This window comes from Mesorhizobium sp. WSM3224 (assembly GCF_000427725.1).
Taxonomy (GTDB): domain Bacteria; phylum Pseudomonadota; class Alphaproteobacteria; order Rhizobiales; family Rhizobiaceae; genus Mesorhizobium.
Genome location: NZ_ATYO01000003.1, coordinates 208,619 through 235,026 on the forward strand (window position 1 = coordinate 208,619; position 26,408 = coordinate 235,026).

37 protein-coding genes, 1 pseudogene and 1 riboswitch are annotated in these 26,408 nt (G+C 64.5%); of the genes and pseudogenes, 19 read left to right on the forward strand and 19 right to left on the reverse strand.

Annotation, left to right across the window (positions count from 1 at the left end; genetic code table 11):
- Positions 1-19: 19 nt before the first annotated feature.
- Positions 20-424, reverse strand: coding sequence for a VOC family protein (locus YU3_RS0107830; protein WP_027165715.1), 405 nt, complete (start codon positions 422-424; stop codon positions 20-22).
- A 103-nt stretch (positions 425-527) separates the two neighbouring features.
- Here YU3_RS0107830 and YU3_RS0107835 point away from each other — a divergent pair, with 103 nt between their 5' ends.
- A complete protein-coding gene (locus tag YU3_RS0107835) occupies positions 528-1,160 on the forward strand; it encodes a TetR/AcrR family transcriptional regulator (RefSeq protein ID WP_027165716.1) in 633 nt (210 codons plus the stop codon).
- Between the two features lie 77 nt (positions 1,161-1,237).
- On the opposite strand, the gene YU3_RS0107840 is transcribed toward YU3_RS0107835, so the two are convergent.
- The 3 genes from YU3_RS0107840 to YU3_RS0107850 all read right to left on the reverse strand — a co-directional run bounded on the left by YU3_RS0107840 (position 1,238) and on the right by YU3_RS0107850 (position 2,925).
- Entirely contained in the window at positions 1,238-1,819 is a 582-nt protein-coding gene (locus YU3_RS0107840; protein WP_156913410.1) for a hypothetical protein, read from the reverse strand.
- A gap of 51 nt (positions 1,820-1,870) precedes the next feature.
- Positions 1,871-2,611, reverse strand: a complete 741-nt coding sequence (locus tag YU3_RS0107845; RefSeq protein ID WP_027165718.1) for a CbtA family protein — start codon at positions 2,609-2,611, stop codon at positions 1,871-1,873.
- A gap of 104 nt (positions 2,612-2,715) precedes the next feature.
- Entirely contained in the window at positions 2,716-2,925 is a 210-nt protein-coding gene (locus YU3_RS0107850; protein WP_027165719.1) for a CbtB domain-containing protein, read from the reverse strand.
- A riboswitch (adenosylcobalamin (AdoCbl) riboswitch) is annotated at positions 2,926-3,069 on the reverse strand.
- An 83-nt stretch (positions 3,070-3,152) separates the two neighbouring features.
- Here YU3_RS0107850 and YU3_RS0107855 point away from each other — a divergent pair.
- Positions 3,153-3,725, forward strand: a complete 573-nt coding sequence (locus tag YU3_RS0107855) for a histidine phosphatase family protein (protein ID WP_027165720.1) — start codon at positions 3,153-3,155, stop codon at positions 3,723-3,725.
- A gap of 158 nt (positions 3,726-3,883) precedes the next feature.
- Positions 3,884-4,156: a hypothetical protein gene (locus YU3_RS0107860; protein ID WP_027165721.1), complete on the forward strand. Its 273-nt coding sequence runs from the start codon at positions 3,884-3,886 to the stop codon at positions 4,154-4,156.
- Between the two features lie 3 nt (positions 4,157-4,159).
- On the opposite strand, the gene YU3_RS36200 is transcribed toward YU3_RS0107860, so the two are convergent.
- Positions 4,160-4,627, reverse strand: coding sequence for an isoprenylcysteine carboxylmethyltransferase family protein (locus tag YU3_RS36200; RefSeq protein WP_036258074.1), 468 nt, complete (start codon positions 4,625-4,627; stop codon positions 4,160-4,162).
- 280 nt (positions 4,628-4,907) lie between these two features.
- Positions 4,908-5,435, reverse strand: a complete 528-nt coding sequence (locus YU3_RS0107875) for a DUF6428 family protein (protein ID WP_027165722.1) — start codon at positions 5,433-5,435, stop codon at positions 4,908-4,910.
- A 42-nt stretch (positions 5,436-5,477) separates the two neighbouring features.
- Between YU3_RS0107875 and YU3_RS0107880 the strand changes: the two genes are divergently transcribed.
- Genes YU3_RS0107880 through YU3_RS0107895 form a run of 4 tightly spaced genes read left to right on the forward strand, consistent with a single transcriptional unit; the run spans position 5,478 to position 8,115 of the window.
- A complete protein-coding gene (locus tag YU3_RS0107880; RefSeq protein WP_027165723.1) occupies positions 5,478-5,828 on the forward strand; it encodes a metalloregulator ArsR/SmtB family transcription factor in 351 nt (116 codons plus the stop codon).
- Positions 5,825-6,517 (forward strand): MIP/aquaporin family protein, encoded by a 693-nt coding sequence (locus YU3_RS0107885; protein WP_027165724.1) that lies wholly within the window; start codon positions 5,825-5,827, stop codon positions 6,515-6,517. The genes YU3_RS0107880 and YU3_RS0107885 overlap by 4 nt, the downstream gene beginning before the upstream one ends.
- Positions 6,514-6,927: an arsenate reductase (glutaredoxin) gene (gene arsC / locus YU3_RS0107890; RefSeq protein WP_027165725.1), complete on the forward strand. Its 414-nt coding sequence runs from the start codon at positions 6,514-6,516 to the stop codon at positions 6,925-6,927. Before YU3_RS0107885 ends, arsC begins: the two co-directional genes overlap by 4 nt.
- Entirely contained in the window at positions 6,928-8,115 is a 1,188-nt protein-coding gene (locus YU3_RS0107895; protein WP_156913411.1) for an MFS transporter, read from the forward strand.
- Between the two features lie 170 nt (positions 8,116-8,285).
- Here the strand turns inward: YU3_RS0107895 and YU3_RS0107905 are convergent, their stop codons facing one another.
- From YU3_RS0107905 to YU3_RS0107950, 9 genes are all read right to left on the reverse strand, one after another.
- On the reverse strand, positions 8,286-8,771 hold the full coding sequence (locus YU3_RS0107905) for an SRPBCC family protein (RefSeq protein WP_027165727.1): 486 nt from the start codon (positions 8,769-8,771) through the stop codon (positions 8,286-8,288).
- Entirely contained in the window at positions 8,768-9,085 is a 318-nt protein-coding gene (locus YU3_RS0107910; RefSeq protein ID WP_027165728.1) for a metalloregulator ArsR/SmtB family transcription factor, read from the reverse strand. The genes YU3_RS0107905 and YU3_RS0107910 overlap by 4 nt, the downstream gene beginning before the upstream one ends.
- Before the next feature lie 101 nt (positions 9,086-9,186).
- Positions 9,187-9,510: a DUF2934 domain-containing protein gene (locus YU3_RS0107915; protein WP_027165729.1), complete on the reverse strand. Its 324-nt coding sequence runs from the start codon at positions 9,508-9,510 to the stop codon at positions 9,187-9,189.
- 195 nt (positions 9,511-9,705) lie between these two features.
- Positions 9,706-10,815 (reverse strand): mandelate racemase/muconate lactonizing enzyme family protein, encoded by a 1,110-nt coding sequence (locus YU3_RS0107920; protein ID WP_027165730.1) that lies wholly within the window; start codon positions 10,813-10,815, stop codon positions 9,706-9,708.
- 55 nt (positions 10,816-10,870) lie between these two features.
- A complete protein-coding gene (locus YU3_RS0107925) occupies positions 10,871-13,309 on the reverse strand; it encodes an FAD-dependent oxidoreductase (protein WP_027165731.1) in 2,439 nt (812 codons plus the stop codon).
- A gap of 147 nt (positions 13,310-13,456) precedes the next feature.
- The gene (locus tag YU3_RS0107930) at positions 13,457-14,455 is read right to left on the reverse strand and encodes a L,D-transpeptidase (RefSeq protein WP_027165732.1); all 999 of its coding nucleotides are present in this window, start codon (positions 14,453-14,455) and stop codon (positions 13,457-13,459) included.
- Between the two features lie 345 nt (positions 14,456-14,800).
- Complete coding sequence (locus YU3_RS40470; RefSeq protein ID WP_156913413.1) at positions 14,801-14,992, reverse strand: hypothetical protein; 192 nt, start codon at positions 14,990-14,992, stop codon at positions 14,801-14,803.
- 127 nt (positions 14,993-15,119) lie between these two features.
- A complete protein-coding gene (locus YU3_RS0107945; protein WP_027165733.1) occupies positions 15,120-15,404 on the reverse strand; it encodes a DUF982 domain-containing protein in 285 nt (94 codons plus the stop codon).
- Between the two features lie 24 nt (positions 15,405-15,428).
- Positions 15,429-15,731, reverse strand: coding sequence for a DUF982 domain-containing protein (locus YU3_RS0107950; protein WP_036258077.1), 303 nt, complete (start codon positions 15,729-15,731; stop codon positions 15,429-15,431).
- 50 nt (positions 15,732-15,781) lie between these two features.
- Between YU3_RS0107950 and YU3_RS0107955 the strand changes: the two genes are divergently transcribed.
- Positions 15,782-15,985, forward strand: a complete 204-nt coding sequence (locus YU3_RS0107955) for a hypothetical protein (protein ID WP_027165735.1) — start codon at positions 15,782-15,784, stop codon at positions 15,983-15,985.
- A 2-nt stretch (positions 15,986-15,987) separates the two neighbouring features.
- Here the strand turns inward: YU3_RS0107955 and YU3_RS0107960 are convergent, their stop codons facing one another.
- Entirely contained in the window at positions 15,988-16,875 is an 888-nt protein-coding gene (locus tag YU3_RS0107960) for a transcriptional regulator GcvA (protein ID WP_027165736.1), read from the reverse strand.
- A gap of 134 nt (positions 16,876-17,009) precedes the next feature.
- On the opposite strand from YU3_RS0107960, the pseudogene YU3_RS42230 reads away from it, so the two are divergent.
- The 3 genes and pseudogenes from YU3_RS42230 to YU3_RS36210 form a co-directional block, all read left to right on the forward strand.
- Positions 17,010-17,280 (forward strand): annotated as a pseudogene (locus YU3_RS42230) (VOC family protein); the annotation flags it as partial.
- Between the two features lie 225 nt (positions 17,281-17,505).
- On the forward strand, positions 17,506-18,237 hold the full coding sequence (locus YU3_RS0107970) for an SDR family oxidoreductase (protein WP_027165737.1): 732 nt from the start codon (positions 17,506-17,508) through the stop codon (positions 18,235-18,237).
- 162 nt (positions 18,238-18,399) lie between these two features.
- Positions 18,400-18,732: a hypothetical protein gene (locus tag YU3_RS36210; protein ID WP_156913414.1), complete on the forward strand. Its 333-nt coding sequence runs from the start codon at positions 18,400-18,402 to the stop codon at positions 18,730-18,732.
- Between the two features lie 116 nt (positions 18,733-18,848).
- On the opposite strand, the gene YU3_RS0107980 is transcribed toward YU3_RS36210, so the two are convergent.
- Positions 18,849-19,742 (reverse strand): LysR family transcriptional regulator, encoded by an 894-nt coding sequence (locus YU3_RS0107980; RefSeq protein WP_027165738.1) that lies wholly within the window; start codon positions 19,740-19,742, stop codon positions 18,849-18,851.
- A gap of 145 nt (positions 19,743-19,887) precedes the next feature.
- Between YU3_RS0107980 and YU3_RS0107985 the strand changes: the two genes are divergently transcribed.
- From YU3_RS0107985 to YU3_RS0108000, 4 genes are read left to right on the forward strand one after another with little or no spacing between them, the layout of a single operon-like run.
- The gene (locus YU3_RS0107985; protein WP_027165739.1) at positions 19,888-21,078 is read left to right on the forward strand and encodes an MFS transporter; all 1,191 of its coding nucleotides are present in this window, start codon (positions 19,888-19,890) and stop codon (positions 21,076-21,078) included.
- Positions 21,075-21,545, forward strand: coding sequence for a cyclophilin-like fold protein (locus YU3_RS0107990; protein ID WP_027165740.1), 471 nt, complete (start codon positions 21,075-21,077; stop codon positions 21,543-21,545). Before YU3_RS0107985 ends, YU3_RS0107990 begins: the two co-directional genes overlap by 4 nt.
- An 18-nt stretch (positions 21,546-21,563) precedes the next feature.
- On the forward strand, positions 21,564-21,959 hold the full coding sequence (locus YU3_RS0107995; RefSeq protein ID WP_027165741.1) for a cupin domain-containing protein: 396 nt from the start codon (positions 21,564-21,566) through the stop codon (positions 21,957-21,959).
- Between the two features lie 24 nt (positions 21,960-21,983).
- Positions 21,984-23,000, forward strand: coding sequence for a zinc-dependent alcohol dehydrogenase family protein (locus YU3_RS0108000; protein WP_027165742.1), 1,017 nt, complete (start codon positions 21,984-21,986; stop codon positions 22,998-23,000).
- A 26-nt stretch (positions 23,001-23,026) separates the two neighbouring features.
- On the opposite strand, the gene YU3_RS0108005 is transcribed toward YU3_RS0108000, so the two are convergent.
- Positions 23,027-23,578 (reverse strand): hypothetical protein, encoded by a 552-nt coding sequence (locus YU3_RS0108005; RefSeq protein ID WP_027165743.1) that lies wholly within the window; start codon positions 23,576-23,578, stop codon positions 23,027-23,029.
- Between the two features lie 82 nt (positions 23,579-23,660).
- Here YU3_RS0108005 and YU3_RS0108010 point away from each other — a divergent pair, with 82 nt between their 5' ends.
- Together YU3_RS0108010 and YU3_RS0108015 are read left to right on the forward strand one after the other, a co-directional pair.
- A complete protein-coding gene (locus tag YU3_RS0108010) occupies positions 23,661-24,191 on the forward strand; it encodes a cupin (RefSeq protein ID WP_027165744.1) in 531 nt (176 codons plus the stop codon).
- Position 24,192: 1 nt separating this feature from the next.
- Positions 24,193-24,804 carry a dihydrofolate reductase family protein gene (locus tag YU3_RS0108015; protein WP_027165745.1) on the forward strand — a complete coding sequence of 204 codons (612 nt, stop codon included), beginning with the start codon at positions 24,193-24,195 and terminating at the stop codon, positions 24,802-24,804.
- Between the two features lie 24 nt (positions 24,805-24,828).
- Here YU3_RS0108015 and YU3_RS0108020 read toward each other — a convergent pair whose 3' ends face one another.
- Positions 24,829-25,188 (reverse strand): hypothetical protein, encoded by a 360-nt coding sequence (locus tag YU3_RS0108020; RefSeq protein WP_027165746.1) that lies wholly within the window; start codon positions 25,186-25,188, stop codon positions 24,829-24,831.
- A 202-nt stretch (positions 25,189-25,390) separates the two neighbouring features.
- Between YU3_RS0108020 and YU3_RS0108025 the strand changes: the two genes are divergently transcribed.
- Together YU3_RS0108025 and YU3_RS0108030 are read left to right on the forward strand one after the other, a co-directional pair.
- Positions 25,391-25,705: an EthD family reductase gene (locus YU3_RS0108025; protein ID WP_027165747.1), complete on the forward strand. Its 315-nt coding sequence runs from the start codon at positions 25,391-25,393 to the stop codon at positions 25,703-25,705.
- 227 nt (positions 25,706-25,932) lie between these two features.
- A complete protein-coding gene (locus tag YU3_RS0108030) occupies positions 25,933-26,400 on the forward strand; it encodes a GFA family protein (RefSeq protein WP_027165748.1) in 468 nt (155 codons plus the stop codon).
- Positions 26,401-26,408: the final 8 nt, after the last annotated feature.

The window sequence follows — 26,408 nt, forward strand, 5'->3', positions numbered from 1 at the left end:
GGGATGCCATACAGACGGTCTATTGCATGGCTGCGGGGTTCATCCACAGGAACTCCCAGACATTGCCATCCGGGTCTTCGATGTGGCGGTTGAACATGAAACCGAGATCTTGCGCCGGATTGGGATCGGCGCGACCGCCTGCCGCAACGCCTTTCTCGATTATCGCATTGACTGCGTCCTTGCTGTCGACGGTCAGCGCGATCAGCATCTGGCTCTCGCGCTTGGCGTCGCCGATCGGCCGGGCTGTGAACTGGCTGTAATGCTGGTGCGTCAGCAACATGACCCCGATCGATTCGGAGAACATGATCGAGCTGGCCTGGTCATTCGAGAACTGCGGGTTGAGCGTGCCGCCGATCGCGAGATAAAACTTGGTCGCTGCTTGCAGATTGCGCACCGGCAGATTGAGGAAGAGCATTTGGGTCATCGGTTTGAACCTCCGTTTCGTTGACGGGTACTAGTCAGTCTAGTACTGTAGCGAATGGCTATCACACGGGAACGGTACCGTCTAGTACTGATCGAGAGGCGCTATGAAAATAGATGTTGAGACCAGAGCGGCTCGCAAGGATCGTGAAATCATCGAGGCGGCAACGGCCGCGTTCATCGCCAAGGGCTATGATGGGACCAGCATGGAGGAGATCGCCACCAGGGCGTGCGCTTCCAAGCAGACGGTCTACAAGCATTTCACGGACAAGGAGACGCTTTTCAGCGAAGTCGTGGAGTCCACCGCGGCTCAGACCAACGACGTTGTCGAGTCCGTGACGATGCTGCTTTCCGAGGCGCAATTCCTGGAGGGCGGCCTGCAGCAGCTTGCCCGGCGATTGACCACGACGCTGATGAACGACGAGTTGCTGAAGCTGCGGCGTCTGATTATCGCCAATGCCGATCGGATGCCGCAGCTTGGCCGCAGTTGGTACGACAAAGGTTTTGAGCGCATGCTTGCCTCGGTGGCAGCGTGTTTTCAAAAGCTCACCAGCCGAGGCTTGTTGCGGACCAGCGATCCTCGTTTGGCGGCCAGCCATTTCTTTGGAATGCTGCTTTGGATCCCGATGAACGAAGCCATGTTCACCGGAAGCAACCGGCGCTCGAAAGCCGACCTCGAGCGGCACGCCGATGCCTCGGTCGAAGCGTTCCTTGCCGCCTATGGCGTGCGCTCGAAGTAGTCGCGCTGCCTGGCGCTTTGCGGAGCAAAACGAGCCGCATTACGTCGCCTGTTATCTTGCGGAGATCAGTCGGCCTGTTAAGCCGCGCGTACGCGTCTCGCGCCGAAGATCGACCATGCGGCAGCGATGAGCGCCGCTATCGCGGCAAGCAGCGCGGCGAGGCTCGGCAGGTGAAAGAACATGCCCCGCCAGCGCGGTTCGATGACCTCGCCGGTGCTGAAACTCTCGCCGCTGAACTGGCACAGGATCCAGGACGCGCCGCTGCGCACCATGTCGGCATCGATGTCGGAGATCAGGGCCTTCGCGTCATGCGCGGCCGAGGGCATCGTCGCCATATGGGTGAGCAGCGCCTTGGCGGCGGCGAGATAGGCGTGGCTGCATTCGTTGAGCGGGCTCTCTTCGTCGCCAAGGCTTCCCGGCATCAGGCCCCACAGGCAGTAGGTGAATTGCAGGTTGCCGTGATTGTAGAGCCGCCGGAAGGTCGGGTCGGTCACGGTCTGGCTCTGGGCAAGGTCGAGAATGTCGCCGCGATAGCGGGCAATGACAGCCATCTGGCCGTGGGTGAGACTGGGGATCTGGATGCCGGGGGGAGGCGGGGCGGAGGATCCGCTATGCGCTTGCGCCGATGCGGCCGGCATGACGAACAGCGCAGCCGCCAAAAAGAAGTTAGCCGCCAGGGCGCAGAACCGTGGCGGCCAACGCATGAGCGTTCAAGCGTAGCGACGTGCCGGGCCGCGCTGGTCGCGCACCGCGACGACGCGCTCGACGACCGCGCCGAAGCCGAGTCCGACGACGGTCCACAGCACGAGCTGGATGCCGAGCGAAGCGACGCGGAACTGCCACAGCACACTCGCCGAGAAGTTTTCCGGCACTTCGTTGATGTCGGGAAGTGCTGCCTTCACCAGCGCGAAAACCACGAGGAAGGCGAGCCCTGCTGCGATCGAGGCGTTCCAGGCGCCGAGCCTATTCCACAGCCGCTGCGCCAGGCCCACCGCCGCCACCATTGTCGCGATCGAGATCACGATCATGATGAAGAACAGCTCGGTGCGGTAGCCGATCGTTTCGGGGTTGCCGACCGCCGGCGGGTTCGCCGGGTATTTGAGGCTGGGAACCACGATCACGGCAAGGAAGCCGAGCAGCGCCAGCAGCGCCGAGGTGCCGCGTGGGCCGAGCGAGCCCAAGCGGCCATAGGCATATGCGAAGACCAGCGAGAACAGCCCGCCGAGCGCGGCGCCATAGACCAGCACGCCGGTTGCCAGGCCAATGCCGGCCTGCACGGCGCGGCTGACCATCTCGGGCTCCGGCGCCTCGCCGGCCGCCTGGGCCTGCTGTTCCTCGTAGGCAATCGCCTTGTCGACCTGCGGCTCGCCATAGACGTGGGCGAAGGCGAACGCCAGAATCCCCGCGACCAGCCCGACAAGCATGCCGCGCAGCAAAAGTTTTCCGACCATGTCAGAATCCCTTCAAGCAATCCCAGGAAAAAAGCGCAGCGGTTTTCCGTCCGGAATTGCGTTAGACCTGAATCGAAAGCGAGTTCAGCTTTCGCTGAACCGCTTTAGTGGCAGGGGAAGCCGAGCAGGTGGCGGCCGTCATGCACGAATTCGTGCACATACATGCCGCGGATCAGCGACGTCGCGCCTTCTTCCGCGCCGATGAAATAGATCGCCAGCATCAAAAGCAGGCCGCCGAAAATGGCCCAGGGCAGAAGCTCGCGGACCGGAATCGGCACCGGACCGTAGGTGGGGGCGAAGGTGGTGTCGGACATTTTGACCTCCCGTGGGATACTGCGTCCCGTTGATCGAACAATGCTGCGGGATAAGGCCTGACTTTCGGCTGGTGCCGATCACAGTGGCGCGACCGTGCCGGACTCGCACCGGCTTCCAATCCCGTATCGCGTTAAAACACTTGTCAGCACTTCGTTCGCCTGTCAACGAATTGTAATGGCCGGCACGGCTTCGTGGGGCTTAATTTCACTGGGCCACGGAGTTTTTCATGCTCGCCCGCCTGACGATGATCGCAAGCGGGGCGACGCCGGCCGCGCGCAAGGGCCGCTTCCCGAGTGACGAGGCGCTGGAACTGCGGGCCTTGGAGCGCGCAAGCGCGCTGGCGGCTTCGCTGCGCCGCGCCGACCGCGTCTGGACAAGTCCGGCGCTTGCCGCGCGCCAGACGGCCGAGGCGCTTGGCCTTGACGCGACGGTCGAGCCGCTACTTGCCGAGCAGGATTTCGCGCGTTGGGCTGGCAAGAGCTTCGAGGCGGTGCAGGCCGAGGACCCGGAAGGCATGGCGGCCTGGCTTTCCGATCCGGGCGCGGCACCCCATGGCGGCGAATCGCTTGCCGCCGTCGCCCGGCGCGGCGCCGCGCTGATGGACCGCCTGGCCGGCGAGAGCGGCCACACCATAGCGGTGACGCATGCCGTGCCGATCCGCGCCGCCATGGTGCATGTGCTGGGCGCGCCGCTCTCCTCGGTCTGGAAGATCGACATCGAGCCGCTGTCGCTCACCGAGTTCCGCGGCGACGGCCGCCGCTGGGTGCTGCATGCGAGCGGCGTGATCGCCGCCAACTGAACACAAAGGCTTGAGAGGTTCGCCGTCGGACCTGCCAGGCCTCGACATCCGGATATCAGGGTCAATTGTTTCAGGGATTGCTAACGGAACGGAAACGCCTGGTTGCTACGATGCTCTTCCGTGGCGAGGAGAAAACCCGCCCGAGGAGCCCGCCGGATATGGCCAACTATCCCGAGACCGAGCGCCGTCTTCATGTGCGCGAATTCGTGCTCAAGGAAGCTACGATCATTGCCAACGGCGTCAGGATTGGCTGCTCGGTCCGCAATCAGCACCACCATGGCGCGGAATTGCGCGTGGGGGTGGATGTGGACATCCCGGATCGCTTCCTGCTCGAGGTTCCAGCCGACGACACGGTCTATCGCGCTTTGGTGCGCTGGCGGCGCAATGAACGCATCGGCGTGGCGCTCTACAGCAACGCGCTGAAGGACTGACGCTCAGAGATAGCGGCGCACGCTCGCCTTGTAGGCCCGGTAGGGTTCGCCGAACTTGCGTTCCAGATAAGCTTCCTCGCGCAGCACCACGCCATAATGCAGGATAGGGAAGCTTGCGATGAGGGCGACGACGGCCCACCAGCTGTCGAAGAGGAGCCCGATCCCGAAGAGCAGCCCCATCAGGCCGACATAGAGCGGATTGCGGGTGAAGCCGAACGGGCCGCTGGTGATGATCGCGGTGGTTGGCAGCGTCGGGTTCACATTGGTGCCGCCGCGCAACATCGTGGAGCGTCCCCAGGCGATGATCGCAATCGCAAGTGCCGCCAGCGCTATGCCCAGCACGATGGTGAGTGGCCGGCCTCCGATCGCAAGCGGCCAGATGTAGCGCAGCGCCAGCATTGTGATCAGCACCACGAGAAAGAGCAGCGGCGGGAACACCGCGACGCCCGGATTGTCCGCTTTGTCATCCATTTCGCCGGCCTCGACCAAGCGCCGCCGACGGTATTATGCACGGACGCGCTCGGTGCAGCAATTCGTGAGTTGATCCAGCCTGAAACAGTGTGCAACCGCGTGCCTATTGGAACGCAACCGCGGCGAGCGTTCAGTGCCGTTGATCAACAGGGATTTCGTGCATGAGCAGGACAGCCGTCTGGGTGGCCCTGATCGCCATCGTTCTGGTGGGCACTACCTGTCGCAGGCCAATGGCATGATCCGGTTCTGAGGCAGCGGCGGCGCGCGGCCGTTCACTGGGTCAGCAGCAGCGGCTCGTTCCGCAGCACGGCTGGCTTGCGGCCGCCTGTTCTTTCAGCCAGCGGTCCCGCGGTTTGCAACTTGCCGGCCGTGGTGAAAGCTCGACCTCGATGGCATCGCCAACAAGGCTTGGCCGGGCTGCCCGGTGCAGTTCCATGGGGCGGACGCCGTCGCTGACCTCGAAGGTCAGCTTCGCCGCCTGATCGAGCGCTACATGGTCCGAGACCTTGCGGATGATGGCAGTGAACTTGCCGGCCGGCATATGGACCGGCCCGCCTTCGTCCACGTCCCATAGCTGGACGAAGATTTCCGACCAGGATTCCGGATTCGCTTCGCAATCCAGCGCCGAGAACTGTCCCGCCTTCACCTCGGTGACATGGTATCCCGGCCTCACCTGCCGCCCGTCATAACGGAACACCAGCGGCCTGTCCTTGTAATCGGCCAGCGCACCCAGCAGATCGCCTATAGTGAGATCGGACGGGTCCATCGGCAACACCAGATCGATTTTCTGATTGTCAGAAGAGAGCATGTCGGCTATTCCTCATTTCAATATTTCAAGGATTATTGAAACGTGGATGAACGTCAAGCCCTGATCGCCTTTGGCGCGCTCTCGCAGGAAACACGTCTGCGCTTGCTGCGCCTGCTGGTCGTTGCCGGACAGGAAGGCATTGCCGCCGGCTCGCTCGCCGAACAAGTCGAGGTCTCGCCCTCCAATGTCAGCTTCCATCTCAAGGAACTGGAGCGCGCCGGTCTCATAACTGCGAGGCGTGATGCCCGCTCGATCGTCTACAGCGCCGAATACGACGCGCTGTCCGGGCTGATCCGGTTCCTGATGGAGGATTGCTGCTCGGGCCGTCCGGAAATCTGCGCGCCGGCGCTTGCCGCGCCTTGTTGCCAGCCGGGCGAGGGGACCCGGCAGTGAGTATGTTTGACCTGTCGCGCCGGTTCGCGGCTGAAGCCCTGGGCACCGGTCTGCTGGTGGCGACAGTCGTCGGCTCCGGCATCATGGCGCAGACGCTAACGCATGACACCGCATTGGCGCTGCTAGGCAACACGCTTGCAACCGGCGCGATGCTGGTGGTGTTGATCACTATCCTCGGGCCGATCTCCGGCGCGCATTTCAATCCGGCCGTTTCGCTGGTGTTCTGTCTCAACCGGTCGCTGCCTGTCCGCGATCTTCCTGCCTATCTAGTGGCGCAGGTCGTCGGCGGCATCGCCGGCACGATCGCGGCGCATCTGATGTTCGCGCTGCCGATGCTGGAGATCGCAACGAAGCTGCGCACCGGACCGGCGCAATGGTTCTCCGAGGCCGTCGCGACTTTTGGCCTGGTCGCCGTCATTCTCGCCGGGCTCCGCTTCGAGCGGCGAGCCGTGCCGTGGCTGGTCGGCCTCTACATTACCGCCGCCTATTGGTTCACGGCCTCCACGTCCTTCGCCAATCCAGCCGTCGCGCTGGCGCGTTCACTGACCAATACTTTTTCCGGCATCAGGCCGCTCGATCTGCCCGGCTTCATCATAGCCGAGCTGCTCGGCGCCTTGATCGCGCTTGCGTTGATGGGTTGGCTGCTGCGGCCGGCGATCATCCAGCAACCTTTGAAAGCAGAGCCATGAAGGTCACGATCTACCACAACCCCGATTGCGGCACTTCGCGAAACACGCTCGCCATGATCCGCGCCAGCGGCGAAGACCCCGTCGTGATCGAGTATCTGAAGACGCCGCCAAGCCGCGAACGGCTGCTCGAACTGATCGGCGCGATGGGCATCGCCCCGCGCGCGCTGCTGCGCGAGAAGGGGACGCCCTACGCCGAGCTTGGCCTCGCCGACCCGAAATGGAGCGATGACGAACTGATCGATTTCATGCTCGCCCACCCGATCCTGATCAACCGCCCGATCGTCGAAACGCCGAAAGGGACGAGGCTATGCCGGCCTTCGGAAGCGGTGCTGCCGCTGCTCGACAATCCGGTACGCGAATTCGTCAAGGACGACGGCGAGAAGGTCGCCTATGCGCCGGGGCAAGCCTGATTGGAAGCCACCGCGCCCATTGCCCACAATCGCAACGTCCTCGTCTCGGCTCTCGGCATCACGCAGATCCTCGCCTGGGGATCGTCCTACTATCTGCCCGCGGTGCTTGCCGCGCCGATTGCAAGGGATACCGGCTGGTCGCTTGCCTCGGTCGTTGCCGGGCTATCCTGTGGGCTCCTGCTTGCGGGAACGGTGTCTCCCATCACCGGGCGGCTGATCCAACGACACGGCGGCCGCCCGGTGCTTGCCGCCAGCTCGCTGCTCCTCGCGGCCGCGCATTCGCTGCTGGCGACGGCAACCTCCTATCCCCTTTACCTGATTGCCTGGCTGCTCATGGGCCTGGGCATGTCGAGCGGCCTCTACGATGCCGGCTTCGCCACGCTCGGCCGCCTTTATGGACAAGGCGCGCGCGGCGCCATCACCAACCTGACGCTGTTCGGCGGCTTTGCCAGCACGGTCTGCTGGCCGCTCAGCGCCTTCCTTGTCGAGCATGGCGGGTGGCGCATCGCCTGCCTTGCCTACGCCGCGATCCATTTGGCGATCTGCCTGCCGCTCCATCTTTGGCTGATACCGCGGCCTCCGCCCGCGGCGCCCACGCCGGCAAGAGCCGAGCCAAAAGAGGCACCGGCCACGGACCGGGCGCGAACCCGATTTATGCTGCTTGCTTCCATCCAGACCTTGGCCGCGCTGATCGCGTCCATGCTGTCCGTCCATCTGCTCACGCTGCTGCAATTGCGCGGCGTGGGACTGGCGGCGGCCGTTGGCCTTGGCGCGTTGGTCGGCCCGTCGCAGGTTGGTGCGCGGGTGGCGGAGCTGCTGATCGGCCGCAACCGGCACCATCCGATCTGGACGATGCTGACGTCGGTATCCCTGCTTGCGGCCGGGATCTGGCTATTCCTGACCAGCCAGACCTTCACCGCGCTCGCCCTGATCCTCTACGGCGCGGGCAACGGCATCCATACGATCGCGCGCGGCGCCCTGCCGCTGGTGCTGTTCGATCCGCAACAATACGCCGCCCTGATGGGCAAGCTCGCAACGCCGAGCCTCATCGTCCAGGCGGCCGCCCCCTCGGTCGGAGCGCTGCTTTTGGGTATCGGCGGCGGCAATCTCGTCCTGACGACACTTGCATTGGCCGCGACCGTCAATGTCGGGCTTTGCGCCTATCTCGTCGCGGCCGTGCGCCGATGACCAAGCCTACTTGTCCATTGCCAGCGTCTCGTTGAGCACGGCGGCCAGATGCAGGCTGCCTATGACGTGATCGAGCAGCTTTTGCGCTCGCATCTGAAGCTCAAGCCGCCTGCCACCGTCTCGCTGGCCTCGTCGGTGTAGGCCATACCCCTCGGTACAGGGCGCTGGTGTCAGGCGGCCCGGGCAAAAAGCTCGTGGAACCGCTGCAGGTACAGCGGCCAGCCCTGATCGCTGTCGACGCTGCCGCGCACGCCTTCCCAGCCTTGGCCATGCCGTTCGATGTGGCGGTGCTCGATGTCGACCCGGGTCCGGTTTTCCGCCTCGGCCGTGAACCGGACCTCCCACTCGCTCGTCCTGGCGAGGTCGGTTTCGATCTGCCAGCGCGGGCTGATGTCCCAGCTCAGAAGCAGCCGGTTCGGCGGCTCGTAGGCCAGCACCCGGGCCCAGCGGCACTCGCTGCCGTCGACGCCGCGGTCGTAGACGTGACCGCCGGCTCGCCGCTCGAAGATCGTCTCGGCGATCGGCACGGCGAGCAGATTATGCTCGCGCGGCTTGATGCTGCCGAAGTCCTCGGTAAACACCTTGAAGGCGCGCGCGATCGGCGCCTCGACAACGACGGAATGTTTTACGGAGGCGGGTCCGGGTTGCTTGATCATGGCTCGTCCTTTGTCGGTTTTTCGACGGCCAGCTTGTAGGCCGCGAGCGTCTTCATCCAGAACTGGTCGATTTCTGCCCGAAACGCCGCAAGGCCATCCGGGTCGATCCGGTAGATGCGTTCCTTGCCGGAGCGCGTGTCGGCCACCAGCCCGGCATCCTTGAGCACCTTCAAATGCTGAGAGACCGCCGGCCGCGTTACGGGCAGCACGTTGGCGAGCCCCCTGACCGAACTGGGGCGGTCGACCAGCAGTTCGAAGATCGTGCGCCGTGTCGTATCGCCGAGCGCTGTCCAATATTTCGCGTTAGTCGTCACTAACGCGAAATTAGAGCGATGGATTTTTCCTGTCAACCCGGAAGGAGTATGGCAGCGACTGGCGGCCGATCGAAATTCGACGCCTGAGCCTTGTCGGCGGATCAGCTCCGCCGCTTTGCCTGCAGGCTCCGCGCCGCTTGCTCGATCGCTGCGCGGTCGTTGCCCAGCTGGTCGAGCAGTTCCTGCGCCTCGTCGCCCGAAATGCCGGTGCGCATGGCAAGCGCCTCCACCGTCAGCACATCCGTGGCGTCAACCTCGCGCGTTTCGGGCAGCGCATCGTCCGCCGTCAGCGGCAGCGCCGCTTCGTGGTCGATCTCCATCTCCGCCTGATGCCAATGCCGTTCATGATTGCCAAGGATGCCACCCTCGCGCTGAAAGATCTCGTAGGCACGCTGCCTGATCTTCTCGGTCCGATCGTCGTCCATCGCCGTTTCCTCCTTACGTGTCACAAGAACGCAGGACGGGGCAGAACGATCCGCGATATCGGCGAACTGACCGGCGGTGCGCCCGGTCGGTGGAAACGCCCAGCAGGGGGTAATCGCATAGGTGGGGGACGGCGCTGATGATTGTCGCCTACGCCCGCGGCCATTCCGATCCGCGCTTGTCTCGGCCGCTTCCGCTCAGGGCCCATATATCGCGACCGGCTTGCCGAACATGCCGGGCTCGGGTTTCACGCCTAGCCCCGGCCGCTGCGGCACGGCGATGTGGCCCTGCTTGATGACGACTGGGTGCTTCGCGTCGAAATGCCCCTTGATGTATTCCTGGGCGATCCATGCGCCTTCCATGCGGCGCGGCTCCACCGTCGCCGCGAGATGCACGCAGGCCGCCGCGATGATGTCGCCGCCCCAGGCGTCGTCGCAGCTGTGCGGCAGCGAGCGGATGGCGCAGAGGTCGCGCACCGTGGTCATCCTGGTGAGGCCGCCTAGGCGCGTCACCTTGAAGCCGAAGCCGTCGGCGATGCCGAGCGAGATCGCCCGCAGCACCGCGTTCTGGTCCTCGGTGCTCTCGTCAAGATAGACCGGATGCGTCACGCGGCCCTTCAGCGTCGCGATCTCGTCCATCGTGTTGCAGGGCTGCTCGAAGACGAAGGGGATCGCCTGGCAGAGCCGGTCGAGATGGATCGCGGCGGCCACCGTCAGGCCCCGGTTGCCGTCGACCGCTAGCCGCGCCTTGTAGCCGACCGCTTCCCAGACCTTGTGGACGACGGCCACGTCTTCTTCCAGATTGCGCCCGCCGATCTTGACCTGCAGGCGCGGATAGCCGGCCTTCACCTTGTCGGCCGCGATCCTCGCCGTCTCGTCCGGCGGCCCGACGATCAGCGAATAATAGGCCGGCACACGGTCCGTCAACGCGCCGCCCAGCAGCGTCGAGACCGGCACGCCGATTTTTTGGCCAAGCAGGTCGAGGAACGCCATGTCGAATGCGGCCTTGGCGTAGCCGTGACCGTTCAGGTGCTCGTCCATGCGCTTGGCCAGCAGCCTGATCGAGGCGACCTCCGCACCGATGAGGCCGGGAGCGATTTCGGCGATGGCGGCGCGGGCGCCCAGCGCATGATGCGGCTGGTAGACCGGGCCGATCGGGCAGGTCTCGCCCCAGCCGGAAAAACCGTCATCCGTCACGATCTCGACCAGCGTCGAGTCCAGCGCCTCCACATCGGCGCTGGCCATGCGGTAGGCGCCGCCTTTGACCGGCAGCTGCGCCGAATAGACGTTGATCCGATCGATGCGCATGCACGGCTCCCCTCAAAGAACGCATCCTCCACGGGGCTTCAAGCGGCCCCGTCTGTCACATCCGCGCCCTGGCCGAGGTGGGATCGTAAGGCGAATCTGCGATCACTTCGGCGACTTTCCATTCCCCGAGGATCGCAACGTCGAGCTTGGTACCGGGCCTGGAAAACCGCTCCGGCAGCAGCGCCAGCGCCACGTCGTGCCCGAGGGCGTAGCCATAGCCGCCGGACGTGATGCGCCCGACCAGCGCGCCGTCGCTATAGAGCCCTTCATTGGCAAGAGAGCTTGCGCCATCAGTGTCGATCCTGAGCGTCACCGAGCGGCGCTGGTCGTTGCGTTCCTTGTATTTCAGAACCGCGTCGCGCCCGACGAAGTCGCCCTTGTCGAGGCGGATGAAGCGCCCCAGCCCGCTCTCCAGCGCGTTGAGCTCGGGGTTCATGTCGCGGTACATGGCGCGATAGGATTTCTCCAGCCTCAGCGACTCCAGCGCATGCAGCCCGACCAGCCGCATGCCGTGCTTCTCGCCCTCCCTCAGGATCGCGTCGAGCAAGTGCCGCTGGTAGGGCAGGGGATGGTAGAGTTCCCAGCCGAGTTCGCCTTCATAGTTGACACGTAGCAGCCGCACGTCGCTGGCGAGAGCCACGCAGCCGGTCTTGACGCCGAACCAGGGAAAGCTTTCGTTCGACAGGTCGATCTCGGTCAGCGGCTGCAGCACCTCTCGTGCCTTGGGGCCAACAACCGTGAAGCACCCGCGGTCGTTGGTGGCGTTCTTCAGGCTCACGCTGCCGTCGGCGGGAAGCAGTCTCGAGAGGTCGTCGAAATTCCAGCGCTCGGCGCGCGGCGTCGAGATCAGGTAGAACGAGTCCTCGCCGAGGCGCGCCACCATGTACTCCGCCTGCACGCCGCCCTTCGCCGTGAGGTGATGCGCCAGCGTCACCTTGCCGACCGCGGGCAGGCGGTTGGCGATGATCCTGTCCAGCCATGCCGCCGCGTTCGGACCGGACACCTCGAACTTCGTCATCGGCGTCATCTCGACCAGGCCGACGGCGTTGCGCACCGCCAGCACTTCCTCGCCGACGAAATTCCCCTTGGGCGTCCAGCGCCAGCTATACTGGTCCTTGGCCTCGACGCCCTTGGGCGCGAACCAGTTCGGCATCTCCCAGCCGTTGAGCACGCCCCAGACCGCGCCCAGCTCGGTCAGCCTGTCATAGGAAGGCGCGGTCTTCTGCGGCCGCGCGGCGGGCATGTCCTGCCCCGGATATTTCTGTTCGGCATGCGTGCCCCAGGCCTCGCGCACCTTCTCGCGCGTCCATTCCTTGTTGGCGTAGTCACCGAAGCGGCGCGGATCGAGGTCGGAAGTGTCGAGGCTGTTGCCGCCTTCGACGATCCGCTCCGACAGATAATAGCCGATCGTGCCGCCCCACAGGATGCCGCCCGGCACGCCTTCGGCCAGCCACACATTGGGCAGGCCCCAGGCCGGTCCCATCAGCGGCAGCTCGTCCGCCGTCATCTGGAAGGGGCCGCGCACATTGGCCTTGATGCCGACGCGCCCTAGTGCCGGCACAAGCTGCAGCGCCTGCTCCCAGTTCCACGACACCGCCTCGAAATCCTCCTCCAGCAGATCGGCGCCGAACCACGAAGGAACGCCGTCCTCGGCGAACAGCTTCAGGTTAGCGGTGCGCTCGTAGGGGCCGAACATCAGCCCGTCGCCTTCCTCGCGCAGATAGCCTTCGAAACCTTCGTCGCGCAGGATCGGCATTTCGGGCCGTCCCGCACGCTTGCGCTCCACCACTTCCGGCACCGCTTCGGTGATCCAGTACTGGTGCAGGATCGGGATCGCGGGGATGTCAAGGCCGAGTAGCGCGCCGGTCTGGCGCGCGTAATTGCCGGTGGCTGAGATCACATGCTCGCAGGTGATGGCGCCCTTGTTGGTCTCAACAAGCCATTCGCCGCCCGGCGTCCGTTTGAACCCGGTGACTTCGGTGTTGAGATAGACCTTGGCGCCCAGATCGCGCGCGCCCTTGGCCATGGCATGTGTCACGTCGGCTGGCGCGATATGGCCGTCATCGGGATGGTAGAGCGCGCCGAGCATCTCTCTGTTGTCGAGCAGCGGCCAGAGCTTGCGCGCCTCGTCAGGCGTCAGCAACTGCGCCCGCATGTTCTGCACCTCGGCGACGCTCATATAGCTCTTGAACTCGTCGAGCCGGTCTCTCGAATTGGCGATTCGCAGCTGCCCGCATTTGTGCCAGCCGACCGGCTGCCCGGTCTCGGCCTCCAGACCCTCATAGATCTCGATCGTCTTGTTGATCATCCGCCCGACATTGATGTTGCGGGCGTAGGACGGGATCAGCCCCGCCGCATGCCAGGTCGAGCCGGCCGTCAGCTGCGTGCGTTCGAGCAGCGCCACGTCGGTCCAGCCGCGCTTGGCCAGCCCGTAGAGGATGCCTGCGCCGACGCATCCCCCGCCGACGATCACCACCCGCGCATGTGTCTGCATCAAACCACCAATTTTCGACGGAGCCGAGAAAGATCGCGGTCGAAGCTACAGGCGAGAAAAGGCCGTGTAACGTCTTCAAAAATTAGGGGTCATGATAAGTTGGATTTATGCAGCGGGTCTTGCGGCTGGCTTGCGGCCTGCCGGCTTTCACTGAGCTTGCCCATCCTGCGCCGTCTCGTCCTTGAAGTCGACTTTCGTGCCCGGCTTGACCATGCCGGCGAGGTCTTCGGCGTCCCAGTTGGTCAGCCGGATGCAGCCGTGCGAGAAGGTCGTTCCGATCTTGCCGGGATCGGGCGTGCCGTGGATGCCATAGCTCTCGATGGAGAGGTCGATCCATACTGATCCGACGGGGTTGTTCGGCCCCTTGGCAATGGTGAAGGGCCGCTTGGTCTTCACCCCCTTGAAGGCGAATTTCGGATTGTAGCGATAGGTCGGGTTGTGGACCACGCGCCTGACCTCAGCCGCGCCGCTCGGCGCCGGCTTTTCCTCGCTGCCGATCGAGGCCGGGTAGACCGCGATCGGCTTGCCCGACGAATCGAGGGCGCGCACTTGGCGGGATGCCTTGTCGACCTCGACGCTCTCGATCCTGGCAGGAGGATCGCCGCGACCGATATCGGGCACGACCAGGCTAGTGCCAGCCTTCCTGTAGCCGATTTTGGGATTGAGTTGGCTCAGCACTTGTTCACTGAGGTGGAAACGCTCCGCCAGTTCCTCCCATGCGTTGCGATAACCGAGGCGCTTCAGATGGGCCATCCGCTCCATGCGAGCCGGGATGTGCCTGGTGAAAGGTCCGCGCACATCCTTGGCCGCAATCTCGTAGTTTGTCAGCACCGGCCCGGCGAAGGTGGCCGCGAGCTTGTCCCAGGTCTCCCGCGTGAGCTTGCCGTCGGAGGGCAGTCCGTTCGCAGCTTGGAAGGCCGCGACGGCCTTGGTGAAATTGTCGGAAAGGCGGCCGTCGATCAGGCCGGGGGAGAAACGGGCGCGATCCAGAAGGATCTGCGCCTTGAGCAGCATCGGATCGACGCCCTTAGGCTCGCCGTCGCTGAATTGCGCCTGGTTGACCGCATCGAGGTCCAGCTTTGCAGCCCGCGTCCCACCGCAGGCGAATGCGAGCGCCACCGCGACGACAAGAAGGAACCTTACCACCGACGTCACTCCCGAATCGAGACAAGAACCTGTCTCTATGACGCGGCACGGCCGATCCGGTTCCTGTCGCGGGCAGCCGCGCGAAGACCATCATGTGTAAGCTCCCTCCCATATATGTTTGAATTTTAAGCCAGAAATCAGTTTCCAAGAACGCGGAGAGGTGGCATTATCATCTCAGGGCCTACGCATCGTCTCATTCCATGGCCCCTCCTCCTGGTAACCGGCGGCACCCCAACGCCCCCCACCCGCGCCGTCGGTTGCCCTGTTCAAGGATATAGAGCCGGCGGAGCCCGCCAGCCGAGTTGGGCTGGCGAGGAAGGCGGCATCGCCGAAGAGCAGATTTGATCAGGGGGACCGTAGCCTCTTTGCCGCCAGATACATCAACGCGGAAGCCGCGCGATTGCGATCCCAGCCCGCTGCTTCGGCCTGGTCCAGAAGATCGTCAAGATGGGAGGCCAGGGCATCTTGGCAATCATTGTCATATCGGGCGGCGTTGATCTCATCGGCGGGTCTTCTGATCAATGGTTCCGTTGCCATCGCTGTGCTCGTTAGATTCAGTATCTTGATCCAGGCCGCCGGTATATCCGGCGCCCGTCTGGTCTTCGCTATGAGGTAAAGATGATGATGGCGGCGGCCGGCCGGCCGCCGCTCGTTTCCAGCGGCGTCAGACGTGTCTCTGCCGCGCTTTTCCTGGAAGCAGGGGCATTGCGCCGTCCTCGAGCAGAATGTCTTTCTTGCGGGCAAAGGCTACGAAAACGCCTCTTGCAGTCTCGACGTCCACATCTCCGGCCAACGCGGCTTTGCAGGCGCGGATCGCCGCCTTCTGCTCCGGGCTGTTGCCACACCAATCGACCGCGAACTGATAGGCGTCGGCGACCGTGTTGAGCTGGCGTGGAAAGCCCAGTCCGACCCATACCCGGACTGGCTTTTCAAAGGGTTGGGATAGCATCGTGAACTCCTCCTCTCACGTTGCCTAAACAGCCATTCCGCCACCTTGGCCGCGGTTGCCGATCATCCAAGGCAAGGCTGCTGTAACTTCCTCATGGATTCTGGCCGACCTTGCGAAGCCGCAAAACGCTTCCCTGGCGGCCGACAGCGGGTAGGTGCCGTCAAACGCTCTTTGGCATGCGCGCAGAGCGGTTTCATAGATGGTGCCGCGTCGGTTTTTGGGCCAATCGTAGAGGAATTCCAAGGCGTCCTCCAGGCACGCGATTTCCTGGACGAGACTGTTTCCGCTCTTGACGAAAACAGGGCTGTCGAACATCCGGTCGTTCATAGGATCCTCCAAGTCGAACGAACATTTGAGTTTGCAATGGGCGTGGCCGATTGCGGCCGCCCGCCAAAAATATTGGTTTGCCAATTTCGGCCGTCAAGATACCCGTCGCCGGCGTCGAAGAGAGCAAGACCGTGAGGTCGGATTGGGGGGATGAATTTGATAAGGTGCGGCCGGCAAACCGTTTGAAAACCGACGATCCGGTGGGTTGCCTTTTCGAGACGACAAGAGCCGGCGACGCCGGCATTGGCCGCTGAACTCAGCCCGGCTCGATCTCCGAAAACAGCCAGTCCCGAAACGCCTTCACCTTGCGCTGGCGGATCGCTTCCGGCGGGTAGACCAGGTAGAAGCTGGAGACGGCCTTCAGCGCGTGGTCGAAAGGCCGGACCAGCCTGCCGGAGGCGAGGTCGGCGGAAACCAGCATGGTCCGGCCGAGCACCACGCCTTCGCCTTGAACAGCGGACTCCACTGCGAAGGTGGCGGAATCGAAGGTGAGGCCGCTGTTGGCGTCGACGCCTTCGACTCCGGCGCTGGCCAGCCACGCCGCCCAGTCGATCCGGTAGCCGTCGCGGATCAGCGTGTGGTGCTTGAGGTCCTGTGGCGTCCTGAGCGGATGCGGCCCTTCGAGCAGCTTCGGGCTGCAGACGGGAAACACCTCCTCGCCGGTGAGGAATTCCGAGGTCAGCCCATGATAGTGGCCGGCGCCGTAGCGGATGGCGGCGTCGATGCCGTCGCCGCGGAAATTGGTCAGCCTGCCGGTGGTCGAGACGCGCACGTCGATGTCGCCATGCGCGCGGTGGAAACGGTAGAGCCTCGGCACCAGCCATTTTCCGGCAAAGCCGTCCGACGTGCTGACGTTCAATGTCGAGCCGGAATGGCGCGAGGTCGCCGCTTGCGTCGCCAGCGCGAGCTGGTCGAGCGCCTCGCGCACGGCAGCCGCATAAGGCTCGCCGACGGGGGTGAGCCGCACCGAGCGCGTCGCCCGCTCGAACAGCTGCACGCCGAGCTGGTCCTCGAGATGCTTTACCGCCCGGCTGATCGCGCCATGGGTCAGGTTGAGCTCGTCCGCGGCCCGCGAAAAATTCAGGTGCCGGGCGGCGGCCTCGAAGGCCGGCAAGGCGTTGAGCGGCGGCAGTCTGCGGGTCATGACGAAAGCCATTTGTGAGTTATGGTAACAAATACTTGCCAAATTTTGGTTTGTCCAGCGAGCTTTTTCCAGCCAAAAATCCTCACAGCATTTGTGATCAAAGCTCACTTCAGATCGAAACCTGCGAGGACAATATGGCTACCGTTCATCCCTTCCTATGGTTCAACCTCGATGCCGAGGCGGCGCGCGACTTCTATCTGTCGGTTTTCAAGAACAGCCGGGCGCTGGAGACCATCGAGTTCACCGACAAGCCGCATGCGATCTTCGACTTCGAGCTCGAAGGCCTGCGTCTCACCGCGCTCAACGCCGGCGGGGTGCCGCCCTTCAACGAGCGGATCTCGCTCTATCGAAACCAGGGACCAGGCCGAGACCGATTATTACTGGAATGCGCTGGCCGCCGGCGGCGGCTCGGAACAGCCCTGCGGCTGGCTGAAGGACAAGTTCGGCGTCTACTGGCAGGTCATCCCCAGTGAGGCGCTGCGACTGATGAACGACCCGGACCGCGCGAAGGCCGGCCGGGCGCGCCAGGCGATGTATTCGATGAAGAAGATCATCCTCGCCGACATCGCAGCCGCCCACGCCGGCCGCGCCTGAACTCAACATCCCACAACGGCAAGATGGAGAAGACCCATGGCCAATCTCACGGGAAAGAAGATCATTGTCGTCGGCGGTAGCTCCGGCATCGGTTTCGGCGTCGCGGCCGCCGCGCTTGAAGACGGTGCCGAAGTCGTGATCGTCGGCCGCTCTGCGCAAAAGCTGAAGGCCGCCGAAAAGCGGCTCGGCGGGGCAGGGCGCGTGACGGGCATCGCCGCCGACATGGCCAACGAGGCCGACGTCGCCCGTCTGTTCGAGGAAGCCGGTGTCTTCGATCATCTGGTGGCGACGGCCGGCACGCCGCCGCCCAATTATCCGATCGGCGAGACCGACATGGAATTCGTGCGCCAATTCGTCGACGGCAAGCTTATCGGCGCGGTGATGCTAGCCAAGCACGCCGCACGCATGCTGAACAAAGGCGGCTCGATGATCTTCACCTCCGGCATCAACAAGGACCGCCCGCCGGTCCCCGGCGGCTCCGTCGTCTCGGCGGTCGCCGGCTCGTTCACCTATTTCGCCCGCGCCCTGGCGCTGGAACTTGCGCCGACCCGCGTCAACATCGTCTCGCCCGGCTGGGTGGACACCGAGATGTGGGACGAGATCGTCGGCGAGGCCAAGGCGGGCTATTTCGACCAGATGGGAACCCGCATTCCATCGGGCAGGATCGCCAAGCCCGCCGATATCGCGCCGGCCTATCTCTATTTGATGCAGAACGAATTCATGACCGGCGAGACCATCCATATCGACGGCGGGCAGAGGCTGGTGTGAGCCGGCAAGACAGGAGCGTCGGTTTGAGGTTCCGGCTCCAGCCATTGCCGTCCGTCGTCGCCGCAGGCCGCTTGCCGGGCCTTCGCTGAACAATGGCGTTTTGGGTGGAACGCTAATATACATGGCGCTCGAACGAGCGGCGCCTCGGCGCCGAGGAATGCCATGCGAAGGGTCATCGTCACAGCCATGTGCCTAGCCGTCATGACGGGCGCCAATGCGCATGACTGGTACGAAAACAAGGTCGACCCGGTAACGAACCTCAAATGTTGCGGCGGCAGGGATTGCCGCCCCATACCGGAGTCCTCGGTGCAGTCCAGGGCCGACGGCGGCTACGTTTATATGCCCGATGGTTTCAACATCTCGCCAGACCGCGTGCAGGAATCGCCGGACGGCCAATACCACATCTGCGAGAACCACTACGTCATAACCAACCAGCCCTATCTGCGCTGTTTCTTCGCGCCACGGCTCAAGGTCTCACGGCTGCTCCCGCGGTAGACTCAACACCTAGGTCGGCCATCAATGCTCAGTCGGACGCTCAGCCAGCGAGTATCCGAAATAGTCCATGATTTCCCGCGCCGCGCCCGCCTCGAAGCGGCAAGCGCCACGCCGACTCAGCTCCTATGACGCAGCGCGTCGACGATCACGGTCATCGCCGGCGAGAGCTGCCGGCGGCTCGGATAGTAGAGATGATAGCCGGCGAAGGGCGGGCTCCAGTCGTTGAGCACCAGCGACAGGCGTCCCTCGGCAATATGGCGGCTGACGAGGTTTTCCGGCACATAGGCGATGCCGTAGCCGCAGATTGCGGCATCGATCATGGGAAGGGTCGAATTGAAGGCGAGCTGGCCTTCCACCCGCACCCTGAGGTCCCGGCCGTTCTTGGCGAATTCCCAGGCATAGAAGCCGCCGAACGTGGCCTGGCGCAGGTTGATGCAGTCGTGCCCAACCAGATCCTGGGGTGTCCTCGGGGCAGGGCGGCGGGAAAAATAGTCCGGCGAAGCGACGGCCACCAGCCGCCAGTCCGGGCCGATCCGCACCGCGATCATGTCGCGGTCGACGCTTTCGCCGAGCCGCACGCCGGCGTCGAAGCGCTCTTCCACGATGTTTCGCATGCCGTTATCGCTGTAGAGCTCGACCCTGAGGTCCGGATAGTCGCGAAGCACCGGCTCGAGCTTCGGCCAGACGACCGTCTGCAGCGCATGGTCCGACAGCGTGATGCGGACCGTTCCGGAGGGCTTGTCGCGGAAGGCGACCAGGCTCGAAAGGTCGGACTCGATCCCTTCGAAACGGGGCGCGAGCGACTGGTAGAGCCGCTCGCCCGCGTCCGTGGGCGCCACGCTTCGTGTCGTGCGGGTCAGCAGCCGCACGCCGAGCCGCGCCTCGAGCTGCTTGATGGTGGCGCTGAGCGTAGACTGTGACGTGCCGAGTTCCGCCGCCGCCTTGGTGAAGCTGCGCTCCCGGGCGACAGCCAGAAACCACAGCAGATCCTTCATGTCGTCGCGCTGCATCGGCATCTCCTGAACGATCATTTATATCACAGACCGATAAGTTCATGCGGATTATTCGGTCTAATCGAATGGGCTGCCTTGCCATATCTTGCCGGCATGTCTTGGCGGCCACTGCCCGCCCCGCTGCCCCTCAAGGATGCCCGCTATGGATACAACCTACGACACACAGCTTGTCGAAGACCGCGCCGCATGGGGCGCGGTGCTGTCAATGGCCCTGTGCGTTTCCGTCCTCATCGCATCGGAATTCATGCCGGTCAGCCTGCTGTCGCCGATCGCCGCGGATCTCGGCATCACCGAGGGCCGCATGGGACAGGCGATCTCGATTTCGGGCGCTTTGGCCGTCGTGACCAGCCTGCTGGTCGCCGGCCTCACGCGCCAGATCGACCGCCGGCTGGTCGTGGCCGGCTTTACCGTGCTCCTGATCGTTTCCGGGCTCGCTGTCACCTTCGCGCCGAACTACGCGCTCCTCATGGTTGGCCGGGCGCTGCTCGGCATCGCTATCGGCGGCTTCTGGTCCATGTCGACCGCGATCGTCATGCGCCTCGTGCCGGAAGACATGGTTCCGAAGGGCCTCGCCATGCTGAACGCGGGCAATGCCATCGCGGCCACCATCGCCGCGCCGCTGGGCAGCTTTCTTGGTGCCTATGTCGGCTGGCGCGGCGCTTTCTTCCTCGTCGTGCCGCTCGGGCTCCTTGCTCTGGTCTGGCAGTGGACCAGCCTGCCGGCGCTGCCGCCGCGCCGGAGGAAGCGTCCGGGCAATCCGCTTGCGCTGCTCGGCCGTCCCCCGGTCGCCATCGGCATGGCGTCGATCATGATGCTGTTCATGGGCCAGTTCGCGCTTTTCACCTATCTGCGGCCCTTCCTCGAGAGCGTCACCCGGCTCGATATCGCCGCGCTATCGGCAATCCTGCTGGCGATGGGGCTGGCGGGCGTGGCCGGCACCTGGTGCATCGGCCGGCTTTTGCGCTCGCGCCTGTTCAGCATCCTTATCGTCATCCCGCTGATCATGGCCGCGCTGGCCGTTGCGCTCATCGCCCTCGGGGCATTGCCGGTCCCTACAGCGCTGCTGCTCATTGGCTGGGGCTTCTTCGGCACGGCCGCGCCCGTTGGTTGGGGCACGTGGCTCAGCCGCACATTGCCTAACGACGCCGAGGCCGGCGGCGGGCTGCAGGTGGCCGTCATCCAACTCGCCATCACCGGCGGCGCCGCGATCGGCGGCACGCTCTTCGACACGGTCGGCTGGCGAGGAGCGTTTAGTTTCGGCGCGGTGATGCTCGGCGGATCAGCGCTTGCCGCCTTTGCCGCATCGCATATGGCCCGGAGGTCCTTGCCATGACCATCGAGCGTGCGGCGCTCAGCCGCCGGACATTGCTCGGCGCCGCGCTCGCGGTGGCGGCCCTGCCGCGCGCGGCCGCCAGCCAAGAGGGCAGGGACCCAGCCAGCCAAGAGCCCACAGACATGAAGATCAGGATGATTTTCAACGGCCGCACCATGACCGCCACGCTCTACGACAATCCGTCGGCGCGCGACTTCTTCTCCATGCTGCCGCTCGACCTCAAGATCGAGGACTACGCGCATAACGAGAAGATCGCCTATCTGCCGCGCAAGCTGACGGAGGAGGGCAGCGGCCCGTTCGCCAATGAGCAGCCCTACGACCTCTGCTATTTCATGCCTTGGGGCAATCTGGCCATGTTCTACGCCGACTATCGCCATCCCGGGCTGATCAGGCTCGGCCGCTTCGACGAGGGCGAGCGGGCCCTGCATAGCCGCGGCGAGTTTCCGCTTCGCATCGAACGCGTTTGAGGACGCAGGGAGATCACCATGGACATTCTTCGCGCAGGCACGAGGCCTTCCGGCAAAGGACCGGCTGACTGGTTCACCGGCACGGTGCGGATCGATCCGCTCTTCAATCCCTTCGACGCTGCGCGGGTCCAAGGCGCACAGGTGACCTTCGAGCCGGGCGCCCGCACCGCCTGGCACACGCATCCGCTCGGCCAGACGCTGATCGTCGTCTCTGGCCGCGGCCGCGTCCAGCGCGACGGCGGCCCGGTCGAGGAAATCCGGCCGGGCGACGTCGTCTGGTTCGCGCCCGGCGAAAAGCACTGGCACGGCGCCTCACCCGAGACTGCCATGACCCACATTGCCCTCCAGGAGGTCAAGGACGGCAAGGTCGTGGACTGGCTGGAACATGTCAGCGACGCCGACTACGGCGCCTGACCCCATCACTTGAAAGGAATCGAAATGCTCGCAACCGTTCTTCATAAGCCCGGCGACATCCGCTGCGAGGAAATCGCCGACCCGAAAATTCTGCGGCCGACGGACGCCATCATCAAGCTCTCGGCCAGCTGCATCTGCGGCTCGGACCTTTGGCCCTATCGCGGGCTGCAGCCGGTCGACGGCCCGATGCACATGGGTCACGAATATTGCGGCATCGTCGTCGAGGTCGGCGCGGAGGTGCGTACGGTCCGTCCCGGCCAGTTCGTCGTCGGCTCGTTCTGCCTCTCCGACAACATCTGCCCGCATTGCCGCTTCGGCTTCCAATCGTCCTGCGAGCAGCGCGAGTTCATGTCGGGCGCGCAGGCGCCTTACGCCCGCGTGGCGCTGGCCGACGGCACGCTGGTCGCCACCGCCGAGGTGCCATCGGCCGAACTCATCCCCGACCTGCTGGCCGTGTCCGACGTGCTCGGCACCGGCTGGTATGCCGCCGACGCGGCCGAGGTCCGCGAAGGATCGACGGTGGTCGTCGTCGGCGACGGCGCGGTCGGCCTGATGGGCGTGCTCGCGGCCAGGGAAATGGGCGCCGAGCGCATCATCGCCATGAGCCGGCACGCGAGCCGTCAAAAGCTCGCCCGCGAATTCGGCGCGACCGACATCGTGGCCGAACGCGGCGAGGAAGGCATCGCGCGCATCAAGGACCTCACCGGCGGCGTCGGTGCGGATTCGGTGCTGGAATGCGTCGGCACGGGAGAATCCTTCGACCAGGCGCTGGCCTGCTCGCGGCCCGGCGGCACCATCGGCTATGTCGGCGTGCCGCATGGGATGAGCTTCGACGGCCAAAAACTGTTCTTCGGCCAAAAGCGCATGCTGGGCGGTCCGGCCCCGGTGCGCCGCTTCCTGCCCGACCTGATGGACCGCGTGCTGCAAGGCCGCATCAACCCCGGCAAGGTCTTCGACCTCAAGCTGCCGCTGGCCGAGGTCGCCGAGGGCTACCGCGCCATGGACGAGCGCCGCGCCATCAAGGTCATGCTTTCGGTGTGAGGCCGCGGTGGTTGGCGCGGCCAGACTTAGTGCTGGGGCACCTCGGCCCACAGCTTCTTGGCGAAGCCGCGTTTGTCGAGCGCCCATACCGCTCCGCTCATCACCGCCTTGCCGTTCCGGCATTTGTAGGAATAGACGGCGTCGTGACCGGTCGCGAAGGCCGGAACGGCGTCTTCATTCGGGTTGGTCTTGCAGAACTCGTCGGCGCCGGGATTGTCGCGCGCGGCATTCATCTTGGCGCAGGGCAGGTTGGCGCCGATAAAGCAGGCCAGCAGCTTGCCGTTCATGCAGCGATAGTTGGGCTGCGTCTGTAACTCGGACTCCTCCGGCGCGGCCTTGGCATTCGGAAACAGTTTTTTGAACGCCTTGACCGTGCCGGCATAGAGTTCGTGCGAATAAGGGCGGACGGTGTCGTCGTTCTTCACCCGCCGGCAGAGCTTGTAGAGGTCCTGCGCAGGCGCCGCCGTAGCGGTGGTCGCAGGCGCGGCGTTGGTGCTGCCGGCGGCCATAAGGAACACTGAAGCCAACAGCAGCGCCGGTGCAAAAAGGCCGGTTGCCGAAAGGCGAAATGCGGTCATGGTGACCTCCTCAGGCTGGTCGGAGCAAAACCCTCAGACAACCGTTAAAACCCAATAAGCGCGCCCCAAGGAAGAGGGAAGCATGGCACAAATCATCGACAAACAGAAACCTCTCACCTTCCGCTTCGCCGACGACGGGCTGGTGCCCAACCATCCGCGCTGGCCGATGCTCGTCTATCCCGGCGCGGTGGAACTGCCGGACGACGTCGATCCGGCCACCGTCTTCGAAGATATTTTCGGCGCGAATGGCTGGGGCGACGGCTGGCGCAACGGCATCTACGGCTTCGTCCATTACCACTCGCGCATCCATGAGGTTCTGGGCATAGCGCGCGGTGCCGCCGAGGTCCGCTTCGGCGGCGACAAGGGAAAGGTGCTGGAGGTCAAGGCGGGCGACGTGGCGGTCTTGCCAGCCGGCACGGGCCACCAGCGCCTGTCCGCCTCCACCGATCTGCTGGTCGTCGGCGCCTATCCGCCTTTCGGCACATATGATCTTTGCCGGAGCCCGGAGCAGCACGCCGATGCACTACGCGCGATCCCGAAGGTCGGTCGTCCCGACAAGGACCCGGTCTATGGCGGCGATGGGCCGCTGCTTAAGGCATGGAGCGAAGACTGAGATGGCAAGGATCGTCGCCGTCGAGCATCTGACCCTGGACGGCGTCTTCCAGGCGCCGGCGCGTGCCGACGAAGACATGCGCAACGGTTTTACGCATGGCGGCTGGGGAGCCCCGGGCAGCGACCCGAAGATGCAGGAGGTCATCGGCCGCGCCATGGCCGGCGGCTGGTCGCTGCTTGCCGGGCGCACGACCTATGAGGATCTCCACGAAGCCTGGGCCGTCCGCCAGCCGGCCAATGCGATGACCGCGGCGCTGACCGGCGCACAGAAGTTCGTCGCCTCGCATGACGCCGGCTATCAACCGGGCTGGGAGAATTCGACGCTGCTTGCCGGCGAGGCGGGGCAGACCGTGCGCGCGCTCAAGCAAGGTCACGACAAGGCGCTGATCATGTTCGGCAGCGGCAAGCTGCTGCGCGCGCTGATGCGGCGCGGCCTTGTCGATGAATTGGTGCTGATGGTCCACCCGCTGGTGCTGGGTGATGGCTTCCGCCTGTTCGAGCCGGGGCAGCCGCCTTCGACAATGAAACTGTCGAGCCATGTCGCGACCGCAACGGGCGTGGCGATCCTCACCTACGCACTCGACACCAGGGATGCAGCCGAACGGCCGGAGTAAAAGCCGGGACGCTTGGCCCGCCGCCTACGGATAGTGTGTCTTCTTCGGCGCATCCGTTTGCGGATCGAAGTCCAGCGCTTTCGGCAGCGGCAGGCTCGAGCATTGCAGATGCACATTGCGGGCGAACAGCTTTCGCTGCTGCCGCTCATGTTCCTTGACCGCCGCCACCAGCCCCAGGCTGTAGGGGCCAACCAGCACGCCGAAGCCCCAGCCGGGATGCTCCTTCTCGCGGACGGCATAATCCGAAGCCGCCGTGCGGGCCTGCTGGCATTCCGGCGATGCCCATTTCGGATCCTGCTGCGAGAGCGAGGCGCCATAGTCGACCGGAGAGGACGCGCATCCAACCACTGCCGCGCTCAGCGCGACGATCGCCGCAATTCTCATCGTTTGAGTCCCTACTAATTTAGGGCAGACACTACACGGAGCGCGTCTTCGCACAAGCGAGATAGTCGAGCGCGGATGTGGGGGGACCGGAAAGCCGCCATCGCTGTCCTTGGAGGCGCGTTCTCGAAATTTTAGCGTCCCGTTCCGTTTCCACCCACCGTTTCGTCCTTGGTTTCGTCTGTTACAGAAAAGGAGAGCCGCAATGGCTGGAATGGTCGTTATCTACAAGCAGCCGGCCGACGCGAAAGCGTTCGACACGCACTATTTCGAGACGCACATACCTTTGGCCAAGAAGATTCCGGGTCTCAGGAAATACGAGGTCAGCCAGGGGCCTATCACGGTGGTGGCCGGACCATCCGATGTCTACCTGATCGGGACGCTGCATTTCGACGATCTCGACGCGATGGAGAAGGGGTTCGCGAGCCCGGAGGGAAAAGCAGCCGGAGCGGATCGCCGCCTTTACGCACCTGACGAGTCAGGCATTCAGATGTTCCTTTTCGACAGCAGGGAAGTCTGAGTCGATCCGCTGCTCAGCCGCCCGTACGCGACATGGTCGTCGAGGCCTACCAGTTTCTCGGCCGGTGGAGGGGCAGCGGCGGCCATGCCGCGACAATGGCGTAGCCGCCAGCCGTCGGCGTTGTCTGGCCCAGCGCTCCGGAGAGCTGGATCTTGCCGGTCAGGATCGAAAGTTTAGTTTGCCCCGCATCGGAAGGCTCAGTCGGCCTCCCGAAGCAAGGGGATGACTTGGCGACAGAGCGCGACAAAACGAGCCTGACGGGCGGCTGCCAGTGCGGCGCCATCCGCTATCGCATCGGCGGGCGGCTTACCAAGCCGCACGTCTGCCATTGCCGCATGTGCCAGAAGGCGGTGGGCGCGCCGTTCTGGGCGCTGGCGGAAACCGACGCGGCTTCCTTCGCCTGGACCCGAGGCGAGCCGGCCTGGTTCCGCTCATCCGAAGCGGTCGAACGCGGCTTCTGCGCCAAATGCGGCACCTCGCTGCATTTCCGCTATATCGGAGCGGATAGGCTCGACATTGCCCTTGCCAGCCTTGACGACCCCGACGCGGTCGCGCCGGAGCAGGAATTCGGTTGCGAAAGCCGCATCGCCTGGCTGGAGCGGATCGGCAGCTTGCCGCGATCCACGACCGAGGCGACAACGCCGCCGACCGCGCTTAAAACCTATGCCAGCCGCCAGCACCCGGACCATGATTGAAGCAGGCG